This window comes from Allobosea sp. P4_H5 (assembly GCF_056400825.1).
Genome location: NZ_JBFUKM010000007.1, coordinates 120436 through 135972 on the forward strand (window position 1 = coordinate 120436; position 15537 = coordinate 135972).

Below are 15537 nucleotides of genomic sequence, written 5' to 3' on the forward strand. Positions count from 1 at the left end.
GGGATTCTTCACATCGCGCAGTGATATCGGCGCTGGCCACGACGCCCGCAACCGGATGTTTGCGCCATCAAGCGGCGCCGATCAGGCCTTGTTCTGGTCGCAACTGCAATGTCAGACTGGCTTAAAGCCTTTAAAGGCTGAGGCCTGGAGAAGACGCCCATGATCCTTCGACGCACCCTCCCCGCCGCTTGCGCACTCGCGCTGCTGCCTGTCGTGCCGGCCCTCGCGCAATCGCGCCCGCCGGCGCAGATCAAGATCACCAATGCCCGCACCGTGCCGCTCGAGTCGCTGGAGATCACCACCACGGGCGAGCAGGCCCGGCTCGTCGGCAAGCTCGCCAAGCCGCTGGCGCCCGGCAAAAGCATCATGATCAAACTCAACAAGCCGGCCGGCTGCAGCTACTACCTGCTCGGCAAGTTCAGCGACGAGAGCGAGAGCGACAATGACGGCATCGACCTCTGCAAGGAGAAGTCGCTGCGCCTGACGGAGTGAGGCTTTTCCTTCTCCCCACCAATCTCGGGCCTGCCCGAGATTGGCACCTTTGGATGCGCATGTCGGAAACATCCGACATGCGGCGGGAGAAGGCGGCAGCGCGAAGCGCTGACGGATGAGGGAAGGAAGGGCAAGCGACAACCGGCTCACCCAGTCGTACCCGCCCTCATCCCCGGCCGGACCTTCTCCCCCGTGCATGTCGGATGTTTCCGACATGCACCACTTAGAGTGCCTATCTCGGGCAAGCCCGAGATAGGTGGGAGAAGGAGGCCGATTACGCCGTCGCGCCCTCGCGCATCAGCTTGTAAGTGATCGAGTCGACCAGCGCCTGGAACGAGGCGTCGATGATGTTGGCGCTGACGCCGACCGTGGTCCAGCGCTCGCCGGTCTCGTCGGCCGATTCGATCAGGACGCGGGTGACCGCGTCGGTGCCGCCCTGGAAAACGCGGACCTTGTAGTCCACCAGCCTCAAGCCCCCGATCAGCGACTGGTAGCGGCCGAGATCCTTGCGCAAGGCGAGATCGAGCGCATTGACCGGGCCGAGCGCGCTTTCGGCGACCGAGATCAGCGTCTCCTCGCCGACCTTCACCTTGACGATCGCCTCGGAGAACGTGACGAGTTCGCCCAGCGCATTGTAGCGGCGCTCGACATTGGCGGTGAAGCGCTCGATCTCGAAGTAAGCAGGCAATTCGCCGAGGATGCGCTTGGCGAGCAGGTAGAACGAGGCATCGGCGCCCTCGAAGGCATAACCCTGCGCCTCCTTCTCCTTCAGCTCCTCCAGCACGCGTGACAGGCGCGGATCGTCACGACCGATGGTGACGCCGATGCGTTCCAGCTCGGCGACCAGATTAGACTTGCCGCCCTGGTCGGAAACCAGGACTTTGCGGACATTGCCGACCAGATCGGGCGCGACATGCTCGTAGGTGCGCGGATCCTTCAGCATGGCCGAGGCGTGGATGCCGGCCTTGGTGGCGAAGGCGGAAGCGCCGACGAAGGGCGCGTGGCGGTTCGGCGCCCGGTTCAGCATCTCATCGAGCGCGCGCGAGACATGGGTGAGCTCGCCGAGCTCGGCCTCGCCGACGCCTAGCGAGAAGCGGCGGTTGTAACGGTCCTTGAGCTTGAGAGCGCCGATCAGCGTGACGAGATTGGCATTGCCGCAGCGCTCGCCAAGCCCGTTCAGCGTGCCCTGGATCTGGCGGACGCCGGCCTCGACCGCCGCCAGCGAATTGGCGACAGCGCAGCCGCAATCGTCATGGGCGTGGATGCCGAGATTATCGCCGGGCACAACCTTCGAGACTTCGGCGACGATCCTCCCGACCTCGTCCGGCAGCGTGCCGCCATTGGTGTCGCAGAGCACGACCCAGCGGGCGCCGGCCTCATAGGCGGTGCGGGCGCAGGCGAGCGCGTAGTCGGGATTGGCCTTGAAGCCGTCGAAGAAGTGCTCGCAATCGAGCATCACCTCGCGGCCGGCGGCCTTGGCGGTGGCGATGCTGTCGCGGATGCCGTCGAGATTGTCCTCCAGCGAGATCTCGAGCGCGACATGGACATGGTAGTCCCAGCTCTTGGCGACGAAGACGATGGCGTCGGCCTTCGCGTCGAGCAACGCAGCGATGCCGGGGTCGTTCGAGGCCGAGCGCCCTGCCCGCTTGGTCATGCCGAAGGCGGCGAACTTCGCCCGCTGCGTCGGCTTCTGCGCGAAGAAGGCCGTATCGAGCGGGTTGGCGCCGGGATAGCCGCCCTCGACATAGTCGATCCCGAGCTTGTCGAGCAGGGCCGCAACCGCGCGCTTGTCGTCGAGCGAGAAGTCGACGCCGGTGGTCTGGGCGCCGTCGCGCAACGTCGTATCGAAGAGGTGGATGCGGGCGAGCGCCGCTTCGCCGCCTTTGCGCGGCGCAGCCTCGGCCAGCGTGGCAGGAGCCCCGGCGCTCATCGCCTCACCCGCAGCCGATAACGCAACACCTTCGGCATCACCATGGCGAGCATGACGAGCTTCATCGCGATCGAGAGCGAACCACGCTTGCGGATCTTCGGGGTCTGAGTGGTCATTGTTCTTGGTCTTCTTTCAACGGGCTAAGGCAACGCCGCGACACGGCAACAGGTTCACAGAAGGGCATTCGCTGGGAGATGAAAGCTCATCGCTTCACCTCCCAGCTGGTAATCAGTTCGCCGGTAGCCGGGTCCTTGCCGTCCATGAGCACGATGCCCATCGCGACGAGCTCGTCGCGGAGGCGATCGGATTCGGCGAAATTCTTCGCCTTGCGGGCAGCGAGACGGGCGGCGATCAACGCCTCGACCTTTGCCCGCAGGGCATCATCGATCTCGGCCACGGGCACCTCCGGCAGGGCGATGCCGAGCAAGGCAAGGCTCGCCTTCAGGCTGGCATGATCGCCGGCCTTGCGCAGGGCGTGCAGCTCGGCAAGCACCTGCGAGGTGTTGAGATCATCAGCCAGCGCTTCGATCACGCCGGCAGGGACCTGCCCGGCCGCCGCCTCTCCGGCAGCAGCAGCCCAATCTGTCAGCGTCTTCTCCGCCTCCTCCAGCGCCTTCACCGTCCAGTCGATCGGCTGGCGGTAATGGGTCTTGAGCATCGCAAGGCGCAGCACCTCGCCGGGCCATGTCCGCCCGCCGAACGTGTCGGTCGCCAGCAGCTCATTGATGGTGACGAAGTTGCCGAGCGATTTCGACATCTTCTCGCCTTCGACCTGCAGGAAGCCGTTGTGCATCCAGTAGTTCGCCATGCGCGGCGCACCGCCGGCCGCACCGAAGGCGCAGCAGCTCTGGGCCAGCTCGTTCTCATGATGCGGGAAGACGAGATCGATGCCGCCGCCATGGATGTCGAAGACGTTCCTGGCGGGATCGTCGCATGTGAGGCCACCGCCGAAGGGCTCGAGCAGCGTCTTCATCGACATGGCCGAGCATTCGATGTGCCAACCGGGGCGACCGGGCGTGGCAATGCCGGCCGGCGACGGCCAGCCCGGATCGATGCCGGCGCGGCTCGGCTTCCAGAGCACGAAATCCATCGGGTCGCGCTTGTAGGGCGCGACGTCGACGCGGGCGCCCGAGATCATCTCGTCGAGCGAGCGCCGGGCGAGCGAGCCGTAGCGCGGCGCGTCTTTCAGGCCGGCGACGGCCGGCACGTGGAAGAGCACGTGCTCCTCGGCGACATAGGCGACGCCGCGGGCGATCAGGCGCTCGATGATCGCCTTCATCTCCTCGATATGGCCGGTGGCGCGCGGCTCGTCATCGGGACGCAGGTTGCCGAGCGCGTCGACATCGGCGTGGAACTGCGCCGTCGTCGCCTGCGTGACCTTCGCGATCGCCTCGTTCAGCGGCAAATCGGGAAAATCGCGCGCGGCGCGGGCGTTGATCTTATCGTCGACGTCGGTGAGGTTGCGCGCATAGCGAACATGGCCCTCGCCATAGAGCTGCCGCAGCAACCGGTAGAGCACGTCGAAGACGATGACCGGCCGGGCATTGCCGATATGGGCATAGTCGTAGACCGTCGGGCCGCAGACATACATGCGCACGTTCTGGGGATCGACGGGGGTAAAGACCTCCTTCGTCCGCGTCAGCGTGTTGTAAAGCCTGAGGGTCGGCTGCATCGAAGCGGTGTCCTGACGAGAAAGCGAGAAAAACGGCTTATCCTGGCCGCTGGCCGGGGCGCTGTCTGTCTTTTCGTTGGGACGAGGACGTGAGCAGCCGGCCAGCGAAAGCTAGCGGCAAATAATGCAGGTAATGGCGAGGGCTCGCGTCATCCTGCCGTGATGCCTGTCATGTGCGCTTACGTCAAGTGGCAGCTTGGCAACGCTCGCGCGCCATCGCCCTGCCCTCCCGCGATTTCCGCTCTCGCCGCCGCAATGCCGCCACAAGCGGAAGACGGTTTGCGCGCAACGAAGATTGCCGTGGGTTCACGCAGTCTTAACCAATTGGAAGCAATTTGAGATGCCGCAGGTTCAAAACCGGCCGAAGCTCAGGGACATCATCATGCGCCGCGCCGTCGCTCTGGTCGGGCTGTTCGGAATCATCGGCGCCGGAATGTCGCTGGCGCTGCTGCCCGCAACCGGAACCGTCGCCGCCCCCAAGGCCGAGCGCACCTATCTGATCCCGGCCGGAGACGGCTACGGCGTCGCCGACTGCATCGCCAGCAAATCCGAATGCGGCCAGACCGTCGCCGACGCCTGGTGCGAAGCGCAGGGACACCGCATCGCCACCGCCTATGGGCTCGCCAAGCCGGAAGATTTCACCGGCTCGACCCCGCGCCAGGCCAATGTGGCCGCAACCGAACAGCCGCTGGCGATCACCTGCGGGGGCTAACCCCGACGGGCGAGATTTTCCCGGATCGACGCAAGCCGTATCCTTGGGCCGCCGCGGATGTTCCCCGGTTGCATCGGGGATCACCGGCCCATGACCCGTCCAGCGCTCGTCGCCGCCTTCGCCTTGACGACACTCCTGCCGGCCGAAGCTTTCGAAGGCCGCTATCGGACGCTTGGCGGCAGCATGACGATCCGCCCTGCAGGCGCCGGCTTGCTCAAGGTCGATGCCGAGATCGGCAGCAGGAGCTGCGTCGGCGTCATTTCAGCCCGCGGCCGGGTCCAAGGCGACCTGCTCGTCGCCGAAGCCACGGAATATGGTGAAATCTGCCGCCTCGAGATTCGCCGCAGGGGCCGCGCCCTCACGGTGACGGAAAGCGGCAGCTGCACGCCGTTCCACGGCGCGAACTGCAACTACACCGGCAGCTATACGCCTCGCTAGGATCAGGCAGCCCGAACGCGCCTCACCTCACCCATTCCGAGCATCTCGGCACGTCGCCGCTGCTGCCCCATGGCATGATCGGCACGCTCGAGGTGGAGTTCTGCGGCGAACCGTCGATCAGCTTGTCGGTGTAAACCATGTAGATCAGCACGTTGCGCTTGGCGTCGCAGCCGCGCACGATCTGCATCTTCTTCCAGATCAGCGAGCGGCGCTCACGGAAGACGACGTCGCCCTGCGAGGCCTTTTCCTTGAAGCGGATCGGCCCGATCTGCCGGCAGGCGAGCGAGACGTCGGAGACCTCCTCGGCGACGCCGAACATGCCGGAAACGCCACCCTTCTCGGGCACGGTGTAATGGCAGGCGACCCCCTCGACGACGGGATCGTCGACGCCGTAGACGGCGAGCTTGTCGTCCGGGGTCAGCATCTTCCAGACCGTCGACTTCTTGAAGATCAGGTCCTCCTGCGCTGCGGCCGGCACAGCGACACCGGCAAGCACCGCCGAGGCGGCGAGAAGACAACGACGAAAGCTCATCCAGATTCTCCCAAAGCGTTCCCGAGGGACAGCGGGCAGGATATGGGATGGCGAGCCCGGCCGCACCAGTGCATGCGACGCTCGATGGGCAAACCACGCAACAGAGTGACGACCATGCTGCCCGAGCTGGAAACCGAGCGCCTGCTCCTGAAGCCACGGACAGAGGCCGATCTCGACTTCATCGCCACGCTCAATGCCGATCCGCAGGTGATGCGTCATATCGCGGCGGTCGGAGATCCCGCGATGGGGCGCGAGGGCGTCGCGGCGCGCAGCTTCCTGCATGTCGCGCGCGGGCTCGGCTACTGGACAGTGTTCGCCCGAGCCGACGAACGCGAAGCGATCGGCTATGTCGGGCTCATTCCCGATGGCGACGACCTGGAACAAGCCCAAGTCAGCTATCGTTTCGCCACGCGCCATTGGGGACAGGGTTTCGCGCGCGAGGCGGTCGGCGAGCTGCTCCGCCATGCCTTCGAGACGCTCGACCTGCCCGAGACCCTCGTCGTGACGCATCCGCAGAACGTCGCATCGCTGCAACTCGCGGCTCGGCTCGGCTTCGAAGCCGACACGATGCGGCGCGCGCCGACCATTGGCGATCCGCCGGTACCGGCCGCCTGCTTCCGCCAGACTCGCGCCGCCTGGCGAAAAACCGCTCAGGCCGCGATCGGCTTGAATGCGAGGTAATAGGCTGCGATCGCGCCGATGAAGCCGAGCCCGGTCAGGACGAGCTTCAGCCGGGTGAAACCGCTGGCGATGGCGACGGTGCCGTCGTCGAGGGTCGGGAACCGATCGAGGAGACGCGCGATGGCGAGGTTTTCGACGATGTCGCAGAGCCCGCCGAAGAGCCAGCCGCCGCCGCACAAGGCTGCCACCCACCAGGGATAGCCGCGCATCGACAGGCCGGTGACGATCAGCGCGCCGACGACCGTATAGACCAGCGCGAAGGCGAGATCGGCCGGCAGCAGCTTGTTGCGGTAGATCGCCCGGCGCTCGGGGCCATAGAGCGAGAACAGCTTCTCGACATCCGCCTTGGTGAAGCCGTCGAAATCACTCTCCAAGGCCCGATCGACCTTGAGGCTACGCGCCCAGAGCCAGGAGAGCAGCAGCGTCAGCACCACCAGCGCCGGCCCCCAGAAGAAGAAGCCGAGCGGAATCAGGGTGGAGTAGAAGGTCGGAAGGTCTTCCATCGGGCGGAGGGCTCCGGAGGCGTCGTGCGCCGACCCTAGCCTGCCTCGTGCGCCAGCGCCACGGCTTCGCGCAGCACCTCTTCGTCGCCGATATGATTGGCGAGGATCAGGACAAGACGGGCATTGAGCGCGGCGCTTGCGCGCTCATCGAGGTCGCGATGCGCCTGGGCGAGCAAGCGGAAGGCGGCGTCGGGATCGGCGAAGCGCGATTCGCGCGCGAGCTTGCTCGCAGGCGACGTGGTGGCCGCTGCATTCATCCCCTGCCCTCCATCCGCGCGATCGCGGCTTCGATCGCGGCCCGATTCGGCTCGCGGAACCGAGCGGCGACATGCCCGTCCGGCCGCAGCAGCACGGCTGCGCCGCTTTCCAAAGCATAGCGCTGACGCAGAGTGCCGTCGCCCGCAGCCGGTTCGATCGCGAGGACGCCGGTAGGAGCAATCTCCGCCGCGCCCTCGCCGATCAGGATCGCCCGCCCCGCCGCGAAGGCCTCGCTCAACCAGCTATGAAGAGCACCGGCCAGCGGCGCGTCGAGAAAGGGCGCGCCCGGCAGCAGACCGCCTTCCCAGCCATCGTCATCGACCGAGAGCGGCGAGCCAGCATAGGCGCTGGCCACCGAAAGCCGGCCGGAATTGACGAAGCGCTTGGCGAATCCGGTCAGCGGCGCCAACGACAGCGCCGCTTCACGCAAGAGGCGCTCGCCCGGCGAGCGCGGCGCGATGAAATCGGTTGCACGCGTCGAGTTCAGGATGTTCTCGTCGGCGGCTGCGACGCGCTCGCTGTCATAGCTGGCGAGCAACGAGGCCGGGCTCTGGCCCTGCGTGACCAGCGCCAGCTTCCAGCCGAGATTGTCGGCGTCCTGGATGCCGGAATTGGCGCCGCGCGCGCCGAAGGGCGAGACCTGATGGGCGGCGTCGCCGGCGAAGACCACGCGCCCATTCAGGAAGCGATCGAGCCGACGGCACTGGAAGCGGTAGACCGAGACCCATTCCAGTGCGAAGTCAGCATGGCCGAGCATGCGCTCGATCCGTGGCCGTACGATCTCCGGCTGCTTCTCATGCTCAGGATCGGCATCGGGACCGAGCTGGAGGTCGATGCGCCAGATATCGTCCGGCTGCTTGTGCAGCAGCGCCGACTGGCCGGAATGGAAGGGCGGATCGAACCAGAACCAGCGCTCGGTCGGGAACGGCGCGGTCATCTTCACATCGGCGATAAGGAAACGATCCTCGAAGGCCTCGCCGCGGAACTCCAGGCCGAGCAGGCCGCGCGTCGGCGAGCGGGCGCCGTCGCAGGCGACGAGCCAATCCGCTTCGAGAGAATAATTTCCGTCCGGCGTCGCGATCGTCAGCCTGGCGCCGTCATCGCGGTTTTCGAGGCCGGCGAGCCGGTTGCTCCAGCGTAGATCGACCAGCGGCTCGGCCAATACCGCGTCGACCAGCGCCGCCTCGACATGGAACTGCTGGAGATTGATGAAGGCCGGCTGCTTGTGGCCGCCCTCGGGCAGGAGGTCGAATTCATAGAGCTCGGCCTGCCCGCGGAAGACCCTGCCTTTCTGCCAGGTGACGCCTTTCTCGACCATCGCCTGGGCCAGCCCGAGCCGATCGAAGATCTCGAGCGTGCGCTTGGCGAAGCAGATGGCGCGCGAGCCCTCGCCGATCCGGTCGGCATCGTCGATCAGCACGACAGGAACCTGCCGGCGCGCCAGATCGAGCGCCAGCGTCAGCCCGACCGGGCCGGCGCCGACGATGACGACGGGATGCCGGGCCGGCACGGCCGCATCCTGATCGGCGCTGCGGCGATAGGCGAACTGGCGAAAGGGTTGCATCAAGCCAACTCCTTGACCGCTACGCGATACGTATCATATATTGAATTATGATCCTGGGCTTTGCCGACAGGGATACGGAGCGCTTGTTTCGCGGCGAAGCCTGCGCCGTCCGCTGGCGAGCGATCGAAAGGATCGCACTGCGCAAGCTCGATATGCTCGATGCTGCCGTGACGGTCGACGATCTGCGCTCGCCGCCGGGCAATCGGCTGGAGGCGCTGAAAGGCGACCGCAAGGGACAGTGGAGCATCCGGATCAACGACCAATGGCGGCTCTGCTTCCGCTGGGCCGGCGACGGCCCTGAGGCGGTCCAGATCGTCGACTATCATTGAGGAGAGATGGCGATGGCACGGATCAGAACCCATCCCGGCGAAATCCTGCGCGAGGAGTATCTGGAGCCACTCGGAATGAGCGCACGGGCGCTCGCCAAGGCGCTCGACGTGCCCGGCAATCGGATCAGCGACATCCTGCGCCAGCGGCGTGACGTCTCCGCCGATACCGCGATCCGGCTCGGCCGCTTTTTCGGAACCGATCCGCGCTTCTGGCTCAACCTGCAAACCGCCCACGACCTGTCCAAAGCCGAGACCGAGCAGGACTACTCCGCGATCCATCCCCACGCCGCCTGATCGTTCTAGCCCCGCAGGTCCAGCCACATCTGGCGGTCGCGCTCATCGGTCCAGATGCGCGGATGGTCGAGGCCGCCGGCCTCGTCATAGGCGCGGGTGACGTTGAAGGGCAGGCAGTGCTCGAAGATCACCCAGTCGCCATAGGATGGCTTCAATGTCTCGTGGACACGCTCGAAGGTCTCGCGCAGGGAGCGGCCGGCGGCGACATGGCTCTTCACCGCCTCGTAGAGGTCAGTGAGGAAGGCGCGTGTGCCCTTGATGCCGTCGGCGACCATGCCGCGATTGGTCAGCGCCGCACCGCGGCCCGGCACCATCGCAGCGGGTGCGAAGGCCGCGAGCGCATCGAGCGTCGTCGGCCAGTCGGTGAAATGCGCGTCGCCACAATAAGGCGTCGCGCCGTATTCGACGAGGTCGCCGGCAAAGATCACATTGGTGTCCGGCGTCCAGGCGACAATGTCGCCGGCGGTGTGGCCGCGGCCGAGCTTCATCAGCCGGACCTCGCGGCTGCCGAGCCAGATCGAAGCGTTGTGCGAGAAGGTCGTGGTCGGCCAGGTCAGGCCCGGGCGGATCGAATCCGCGCCCTGAAAGAGCCGCGGGAAGCGGCCGATCTCGCTCGCCTTGTCCTCCTCGCCGCGCTCGACGATCATCGCCCGCGCCGCATCCGAGCAGACGATCTCTTTGGCATTATAGGCCGGGGCGCCGAGCACGCGCACGGCATGGTAATGCGAGAGCACGACATGGCTGACCGGCTTGTCGGTGACCTCGCGTACCCGCGCGATGACGCGCTCGGCCATGGTCGGCGTCGCCTGCGCGTCGAAGACGAGCACGCTGTCATCGCCGACGACGATACCGCTATTGGGGTCGCCCTCGGCGGTATAGGCGTAGACGCCCTTGCCGATCTCATCGAAGGAGACGGTCTTCTCGCCGAGATCGGCGGTGGAGGCGAAAGCGGGGCCATCGGACATCGTCAGAACCTCATTGATTGAATCTCGGAACCGCGACCTGTGCTCTCCCCCCTTGTGGGGGAGAGATAGAGAGGGGGGTTATGCTACCCTCGACACGGGCCACGCCTGGCGCGGACAGGATTGCGGGTGCGATACCCCCCTCCCAACCCTCCCCACGGGGGGAGGGCTCCCGCGCCCTAACGGCCAAGGCGAACATGACGGCGCGGCTTCACCCCGCATGCGGCAGGATTTCCTGCTCGATCGCGCCGAAGATCGAATGGCCGGCGGCGTCCTTCATCTCGATGCGGACACTGTCGCCGAAGCGCAGGAACGGCGTCTTCGGCGCGCCGTGCCGGATCGTCTCGACCATGCGCTGCTCGGCGATGCAGGCATAGCCGAGCCCGCCTTCCGCGACCGGCCTGCCCGGCCCGCCATCGGCGTCGCGGTTCGAGACCGTGCCGGAGCCGACGATGGTGCCGGCGACGAGCGGGCGGGTCTTCGCCGCATGGGCGATCAGCACGCCGAAGTCGAAGGTCATGTCGACGCCGGCCTGCGGCTTGCCGAAGGGCTTGCCGTTGACCTGGGCGAGCAGCGGCAGGCTGAGCTTGCCGTCCTTCCAGGCCGGGCCGAGCTCATCCGGCGTCACCGCCGCCGGCGAGAAGGCCGAGGACGGCTTTGCCTGAAGGAAACCAAAGCCTTTGGCCAATTCGTTGGGAATCAGATTCCGCAAGCTCACGTCATTGACGAGCATGACGAGGCGGATCAGCCTCCTCGCCTCCTCGGGCGTGACGCCCATCGGCACGTCGCCGGTGACGACCGCGATCTCGGCTTCGAGATCGATGCCGTAATCCTCGCTGGCAAGCTTCACCGCCTCACGCGGACCGAGGAAGGAATCGGAACCGCCCTGGTACATCAGCGGATCGGTCCAGAAGCTCTCGGGCATCTCAGCGCCCCTTGCCTTCCGGACCAGCTCGACATGGTTCACATAGGCCGAGCCGTCGACCCATTGATAGGCGCGCGGCAGAGGCGAGGCGCAGTGATGCTCGTGGAAACGGAAGGACGGCACCGAGCCGTGCTCCAGGCTCTCGGCGAGATCGGCGAGGCGCGGCGCACAGCGGCTCCAGTCGTCGAGGGCCCCCTGCAGCGTCGCGACGACCGGGAAAGCGTCGGTGGCGCGGGTCAGGTCGCCGGAGACGATGACGAGGCGGCCATCCCGGCCGTGCATGAGGGATGCTAGTTTCATCTCTTTTCAATCCTCGCCGAACAGTGATGATGGCAGCAAATCTGTCCCCGGGAGGAAAGTCCATGCAACGCCGTACGTTTTTGAAGACGGGTGCGCTCGCCGCGGCCGCCGCGCCGATCGCGATGCCCGCGATCGCGCAATCGATGCCCGAAGTGAAATGGCGGCTGACCTCGAGCTTCCCGAAGCAGCTCGACACGATCTACGGCACCGCCCAGCAGTTCGCGAAGTTCATGTCGGACGCTACCGACGGCAAGTTCCAGATCCAGACCTTCTCCGCCGGCGAGATCGTACCCGGCCTGCAGGCGCTCGACGCCGTCACCTCCGGCACGGTCGAATGCGCGCATACGCCGACCTATTTCTACGTCGGCAAGGAGCCGGCGCTCGGTCTCGGCACCGGCATCCCCTTCGGCCTCAACGCCCGCCAGCAGCACAGCTGGTGGTTCTTCGGCGGCGGCGAGGAGATCGTGAACGGGGCGCTGGCCAAGTTCAACGCCTACTCGATCCCCTGCGGCAATTCCGGCTGCCAGATGGGCGGCTTCTTCCGCAAGGAGCTCAAGACGATCGACGACCTCAAGGGCCTGAAGTTCCGGATCGGCGGGATGGGCGGGGCGGTGCTGGCCAAGCTCGGCGTGGTGCCGACGCAGATCGCGGCGGGCGACGTCTACCCGGCGCTGGAGCGCGGCACGATCGACGCGGCCGAGTTCGTCGGCCCTTATGACGACGAGAAGCTCGGCTTCGTGAAGGTCGCGCCCTATTACTACTACCCCGGCTGGTGGGAGGGCGGCGCCATGCTCCACCTCGTCATCAACCAGGAACAGTGGAACAAGCTTCCCAAGCACTACCAGGCTATCCTGCGCAACGCCTGCGAGGCCGCCAACAACTGGATGCTGGCCAAGTACGACTTCGTCAATCCGGGCGGCCTGCGCAAGCTGATCGCCCAGGGCGCGCAGCTCAAGGCCTTCCCGCAGCCGATCATGGAAGCCTCGCTCAAGGCGGCCGAGGAGTACTACGCGGAGACCTCGGCCAAGAGCGAAGCCTTCAAGAAGGGCTATGAGTCGATGGTCGCCTTCCGCGGCGAGAACCTGCTCTGGTGGCAGGTCGCGGAGCTGTCCTACGACGCCTTCATGAACCGGCTGCGTTCGCGCTGACCGCCAGCAATCGCTCCGGTGCGTGCCGGCGGCGCGCTTCCGGGGCCGATGGCCTCGCCCGGAGACACCCGGCTCACGCATGGACAGGCGCAGTCCCGATCCGCCGGCAGAAACTTGGACGAACCGCGGCCTGCAAGCTCATCGTTATTCCTCCCATGGCGGCGGCTTTGACAGGCGCTGCCGTTCGGTAATGATCGTGCCGCAGCCGCTGCGGCTTTCTTTCACTCCAGTTAGTTACAAGTGCAACTAATGTCAACGAAGCAAAAGCCTGCCGACCGCGCCCTGCATCTCGAGCAGTTCCTGCCCTATCGGCTCAACGTCGTCGGCTTTTTCGCCAGCCGCGCGCTCGGCCGCGTCTACGGCACGCGCTTCGGCATCGGCATCCCGGAATGGCGGGTGATCGCCCAGCTCGGCGAATTCGGGCAATTGACCTCGCGCGACATCGGCGAGCTCTCGCAGATGCACAAGACCAAGGTCTCGCGGGCCGTCTCGGAACTCGACAAGCGCGGGCTGGTGACGCGAGCTGAGAACCGGGCCGACCGGCGCGAGGCCTTCATCGCCCTCACTGCCGCCGGCCAGCGCATCTACGCCCAGATCGTGCCGCTGGCACTCGCCTTCGAAGAACGCTGGATCGAGGGGATCGCGCCGGAGGAGCTGCGCGTCTTCGAGCGCGTGCTGGCGGTGCTGACCGAGCGCGGCCGCCATCTCGCCGGCGCTTACCAGACCGAGGAAGCCTGATCGCGCAAGCGTTATCGAGGCCTGATTTGCCGCCCGGGGCGCGATATGCGATGCGCTGAGGCGAATAGACGGTGCGTCGAATCGCCGTTTCGACCCGGCTGACGCGCGCCTCCTTAGTTCCGTCGCGTTTCTGGCATGTGCTCTGGTGGTGCAGGCGGTCATTGCCGGCACCGGACGAGTCACAGGGATAGCACTCTGCCTTCGATGATTTTCGCTTCGCTCCGACGCGCGCTCGCTCCGGCGCTGGCTTTCGCCGCGCTGACGAGCGCAGCCGCGGCGCAGTCGCCGGCTTGCGACAACTGGCGCGCCGAGCTCTCCAGCCTGCAGGGCCAGCGCGGCGGCGATGCCCGCGCCGCCCAGGCGGCGCAACGCGTCGCCGGCCAGCTGGGGCAGCTCTCCAACCAATACCGGGCGATGGGCTGCGATCGCGGCGGTTTCCTCTTCTTCGGCGACGCCCCTCCACCGCAATGCGGCGGCATCCGTGCCCAGCTGGGCGCGCTGCAGTCGCAATATGCGCAGCTTCAGCAGCAGGCTCAGGGCGGCGGCATCGAGCAGCGCCGCGCCCAGCTCGCTGCGCTGATCAACAACAACTGCCGTGCGCAGCCGCGCGGCTTCTTCGAGACGATCTTCGGCATCGAGCCGCGCCGCGGCGAGATCGATTCCACCTTGCCCGAGCTCGACCCCGACGAGCCGCGCGAGCCGACCGAGGGCGGAGCGCGTCAGGGCGGGCCTTATTCGGTCTGCGTGCGCAGCTGCGACGGCTACTTCTTCCCGCTCGCCAACAGCCCGGGCGGCCGCGAGAGCCAGGACGAGATGTGCCAGTCGCTCTGCCCCGGCACCGAGACGCTGGCCTATGGCATGAGCACCGGCGGCGACATCCAGAACGCGGTGGCGCGCAGCAGCGGACAGCCCTACTCGTCCCTGCCGAACGCGCTGAAATACACCCGCAGCTTCGACGCCTCCTGCACCTGCCGGGCCCAGGGCCAGAGCTGGGCCCAGACGCTGCAGAACGCCGAGCAGATGCTCGAGCAGCGCAAAGGCGACATCATCGTCACCGAACAGCGCTCGCAGGAAATGTCGCGGCCCAAGCCCGAGCAGCCGCAGCGCGGCAAGAAGGGCGCTGCCAATGCGGCTGAGGCCAAGCCGAATACACCGCCAACCCCAGCGCCGACCACGCTCCAGGCTGCCCCGGGCGACGAGCCGACGCCGGATGCCAACGTCCCGACCGCCAGCACCGAATCCGCCGGCGTCGGCCCGCAGCGGATCGACGGCGAGAAGACGCTGCAGCAGGGCGACGGCCTGAAGCGCGAGAGCAAGAGCGTCACCGGCGAACGGCGCACCGTGCGGATCGTCGCGCCGAACCTCGCGCCCAATCTCGGCGTCGGAGCAACCGCACGGCCGTGATCGCCTCGGCTCAGGCCGTCAGCTTCGCCAGCAGCTGCCCATAGTCGTCGAAGATCAGGTCAGGCCCGCGCGCTCGCAAGGACGCTCCGGTGTTGTAGCCGAAGGTCACCGCAGCGGAGACGATGCCGGCTCGCCGTGCCGCGTCGATGTCACGGATTTCATCGCCGATCGCGATCGTCCGCCGCCGGTGAACTCCGGCCCGCCGGATGATGGCCTCGAACTTGGCGCTCTTGCCCCAGAGCGACGCGCCGCAGCCGAAATGGCTCACATGAGCCGAGGCCCGGCCGAGCGTACGACGAATGACCGCTTCGCTGTTCGAGCTGGCGATCGCGATCGCGACATCGCTCGCAGCCAGGCGCGCAAGCATCGACTCAGCCCCCGGAAAGAGCGCCACCGCATCACCGGCTTCGGCGCTCAGCTTGCGCATGTGCATCGCAATCGTCGGCATCTTCCATAAGGGAACGCCGAGGCGGGCAATGATCTGGCGCGAATCGAGCCCGCGAAGCTCGTCAGCCTCGCCCTCGGCAACCTCGCGGAAGCCGAACTGCCGTGCGGTCTGGTTGAGCACCGTACAGAACCACGGAAAGCTGTCGGCCAGCGTTCCGTCATAGTCGAAGATCGCAAGAGAGAACGCAGGCATCGCGGAGACCGATCT

Annotated in this window: 18 protein-coding genes; 9 read left to right on the top strand and 9 right to left on the bottom strand. The window is 66.6% G+C overall.

The annotated features are described in order from the left end of the window. Positions 1 to 159: 159 nt before the first annotated feature. On the top strand, positions 160 to 492 hold the full coding sequence (locus AC1DS0_RS15975; RefSeq protein WP_476815284.1) for a hypothetical protein: 333 nt from the start codon (positions 160 to 162) through the stop codon (positions 490 to 492). Positions 493 to 766: 274 nt separating this feature from the next. On the opposite strand, the gene cimA is transcribed toward AC1DS0_RS15975, so the two are convergent. Together cimA and cysS are read right to left on the bottom strand one after the other, a co-directional pair. Continuing rightward, entirely contained in the window at positions 767 to 2422 is a 1656-nt protein-coding gene (gene cimA, locus AC1DS0_RS15980) for a citramalate synthase (protein ID WP_476815285.1), read from the bottom strand. 202 nt (positions 2423 to 2624) lie between these two features. After that, entirely contained in the window at positions 2625 to 4094 is a 1470-nt protein-coding gene (cysS, locus tag AC1DS0_RS15985; RefSeq protein WP_476815286.1) for a cysteine--tRNA ligase, read from the bottom strand. 340 nt (positions 4095 to 4434) lie between these two features. Here cysS and AC1DS0_RS15990 point away from each other — a divergent pair, with 340 nt between their 5' ends. Continuing rightward, positions 4435 to 4806: a hypothetical protein gene (locus tag AC1DS0_RS15990; protein ID WP_476815287.1), complete on the top strand. Its 372-nt coding sequence runs from the start codon at positions 4435 to 4437 to the stop codon at positions 4804 to 4806. A 90-nt stretch (positions 4807 to 4896) separates the two neighbouring features. Continuing rightward, positions 4897 to 5244 (top strand): hypothetical protein, encoded by a 348-nt coding sequence (locus tag AC1DS0_RS15995; RefSeq protein ID WP_476815288.1) that lies wholly within the window; start codon positions 4897 to 4899, stop codon positions 5242 to 5244. Positions 5245 to 5266: 22 nt separating this feature from the next. Here the strand turns inward: AC1DS0_RS15995 and AC1DS0_RS16000 are convergent, their stop codons facing one another. Further along, on the bottom strand, positions 5267 to 5776 hold the full coding sequence (locus tag AC1DS0_RS16000; RefSeq protein ID WP_476815289.1) for a CreA family protein: 510 nt from the start codon (positions 5774 to 5776) through the stop codon (positions 5267 to 5269). Positions 5777 to 5860: 84 nt separating this feature from the next. Between AC1DS0_RS16000 and AC1DS0_RS16005 the strand changes: the two genes are divergently transcribed. Continuing rightward, positions 5861 to 6457, top strand: coding sequence for a GNAT family N-acetyltransferase (locus AC1DS0_RS16005; RefSeq protein WP_476815290.1), 597 nt, complete (start codon positions 5861 to 5863; stop codon positions 6455 to 6457). On the opposite strand, the gene AC1DS0_RS16010 is transcribed toward AC1DS0_RS16005, so the two are convergent. The 3 genes from AC1DS0_RS16010 to AC1DS0_RS16020 are packed head-to-tail and all read right to left on the bottom strand — an operon-like array spanning position 6427 to position 8782. Next, entirely contained in the window at positions 6427 to 6960 is a 534-nt protein-coding gene (locus tag AC1DS0_RS16010; protein WP_476815291.1) for a hypothetical protein, read from the bottom strand. The two genes, AC1DS0_RS16005 and AC1DS0_RS16010, sit on opposite strands and share 31 nt — an antisense overlap. 35 nt (positions 6961 to 6995) lie before the next feature. Next, on the bottom strand, positions 6996 to 7217 hold the full coding sequence (locus AC1DS0_RS16015; protein WP_476815292.1) for a DUF2783 domain-containing protein: 222 nt from the start codon (positions 7215 to 7217) through the stop codon (positions 6996 to 6998). Beyond that, positions 7214 to 8782, bottom strand: coding sequence for an FAD-dependent oxidoreductase (locus tag AC1DS0_RS16020; protein ID WP_476815293.1), 1569 nt, complete (start codon positions 8780 to 8782; stop codon positions 7214 to 7216). Before AC1DS0_RS16020 ends, AC1DS0_RS16015 begins: the two co-directional genes overlap by 4 nt. A 47-nt stretch (positions 8783 to 8829) precedes the next feature. Between AC1DS0_RS16020 and AC1DS0_RS16025 the strand changes: the two genes are divergently transcribed. Next, entirely contained in the window at positions 8830 to 9111 is a 282-nt protein-coding gene (locus AC1DS0_RS16025; RefSeq protein WP_476815294.1) for a type II toxin-antitoxin system RelE/ParE family toxin, read from the top strand. A 12-nt stretch (positions 9112 to 9123) separates the two neighbouring features. Beyond that, on the top strand, positions 9124 to 9405 hold the full coding sequence (locus AC1DS0_RS16030; RefSeq protein ID WP_476815295.1) for a HigA family addiction module antitoxin: 282 nt from the start codon (positions 9124 to 9126) through the stop codon (positions 9403 to 9405). 5 nt (positions 9406 to 9410) lie between these two features. On the opposite strand, the gene AC1DS0_RS16035 is transcribed toward AC1DS0_RS16030, so the two are convergent. Continuing rightward, entirely contained in the window at positions 9411 to 10370 is a 960-nt protein-coding gene (locus tag AC1DS0_RS16035) for an MBL fold metallo-hydrolase (protein WP_476815296.1), read from the bottom strand. A 208-nt stretch (positions 10371 to 10578) separates the two neighbouring features. Next, positions 10579 to 11592, bottom strand: a complete 1014-nt coding sequence (locus tag AC1DS0_RS16040; RefSeq protein ID WP_476815297.1) for a fumarylacetoacetate hydrolase family protein — start codon at positions 11590 to 11592, stop codon at positions 10579 to 10581. 62 nt (positions 11593 to 11654) lie between these two features. Here AC1DS0_RS16040 and AC1DS0_RS16045 point away from each other — a divergent pair, with 62 nt between their 5' ends. From AC1DS0_RS16045 to AC1DS0_RS16055, 3 genes are all read left to right on the top strand, one after another. Continuing rightward, on the top strand, positions 11655 to 12740 hold the full coding sequence (locus tag AC1DS0_RS16045) for a TRAP transporter substrate-binding protein (protein ID WP_476815298.1): 1086 nt from the start codon (positions 11655 to 11657) through the stop codon (positions 12738 to 12740). A 249-nt stretch (positions 12741 to 12989) separates the two neighbouring features. Then, positions 12990 to 13478: a MarR family winged helix-turn-helix transcriptional regulator gene (locus tag AC1DS0_RS16050; RefSeq protein ID WP_476815299.1), complete on the top strand. Its 489-nt coding sequence runs from the start codon at positions 12990 to 12992 to the stop codon at positions 13476 to 13478. Between the two features lie 204 nt (positions 13479 to 13682). Beyond that, a complete protein-coding gene (locus tag AC1DS0_RS16055; RefSeq protein WP_476815300.1) occupies positions 13683 to 14882 on the top strand; it encodes a DUF2865 domain-containing protein in 1200 nt (399 codons plus the stop codon). A 10-nt stretch (positions 14883 to 14892) separates the two neighbouring features. On the opposite strand, the gene AC1DS0_RS16060 is transcribed toward AC1DS0_RS16055, so the two are convergent. Then, positions 14893 to 15522 carry an HAD hydrolase-like protein gene (locus tag AC1DS0_RS16060; protein ID WP_476815301.1) on the bottom strand — a complete coding sequence of 210 codons (630 nt, stop codon included), beginning with the start codon at positions 15520 to 15522 and terminating at the stop codon, positions 14893 to 14895. Between the last annotated feature and the right edge of the window lie 15 nt (positions 15523 to 15537).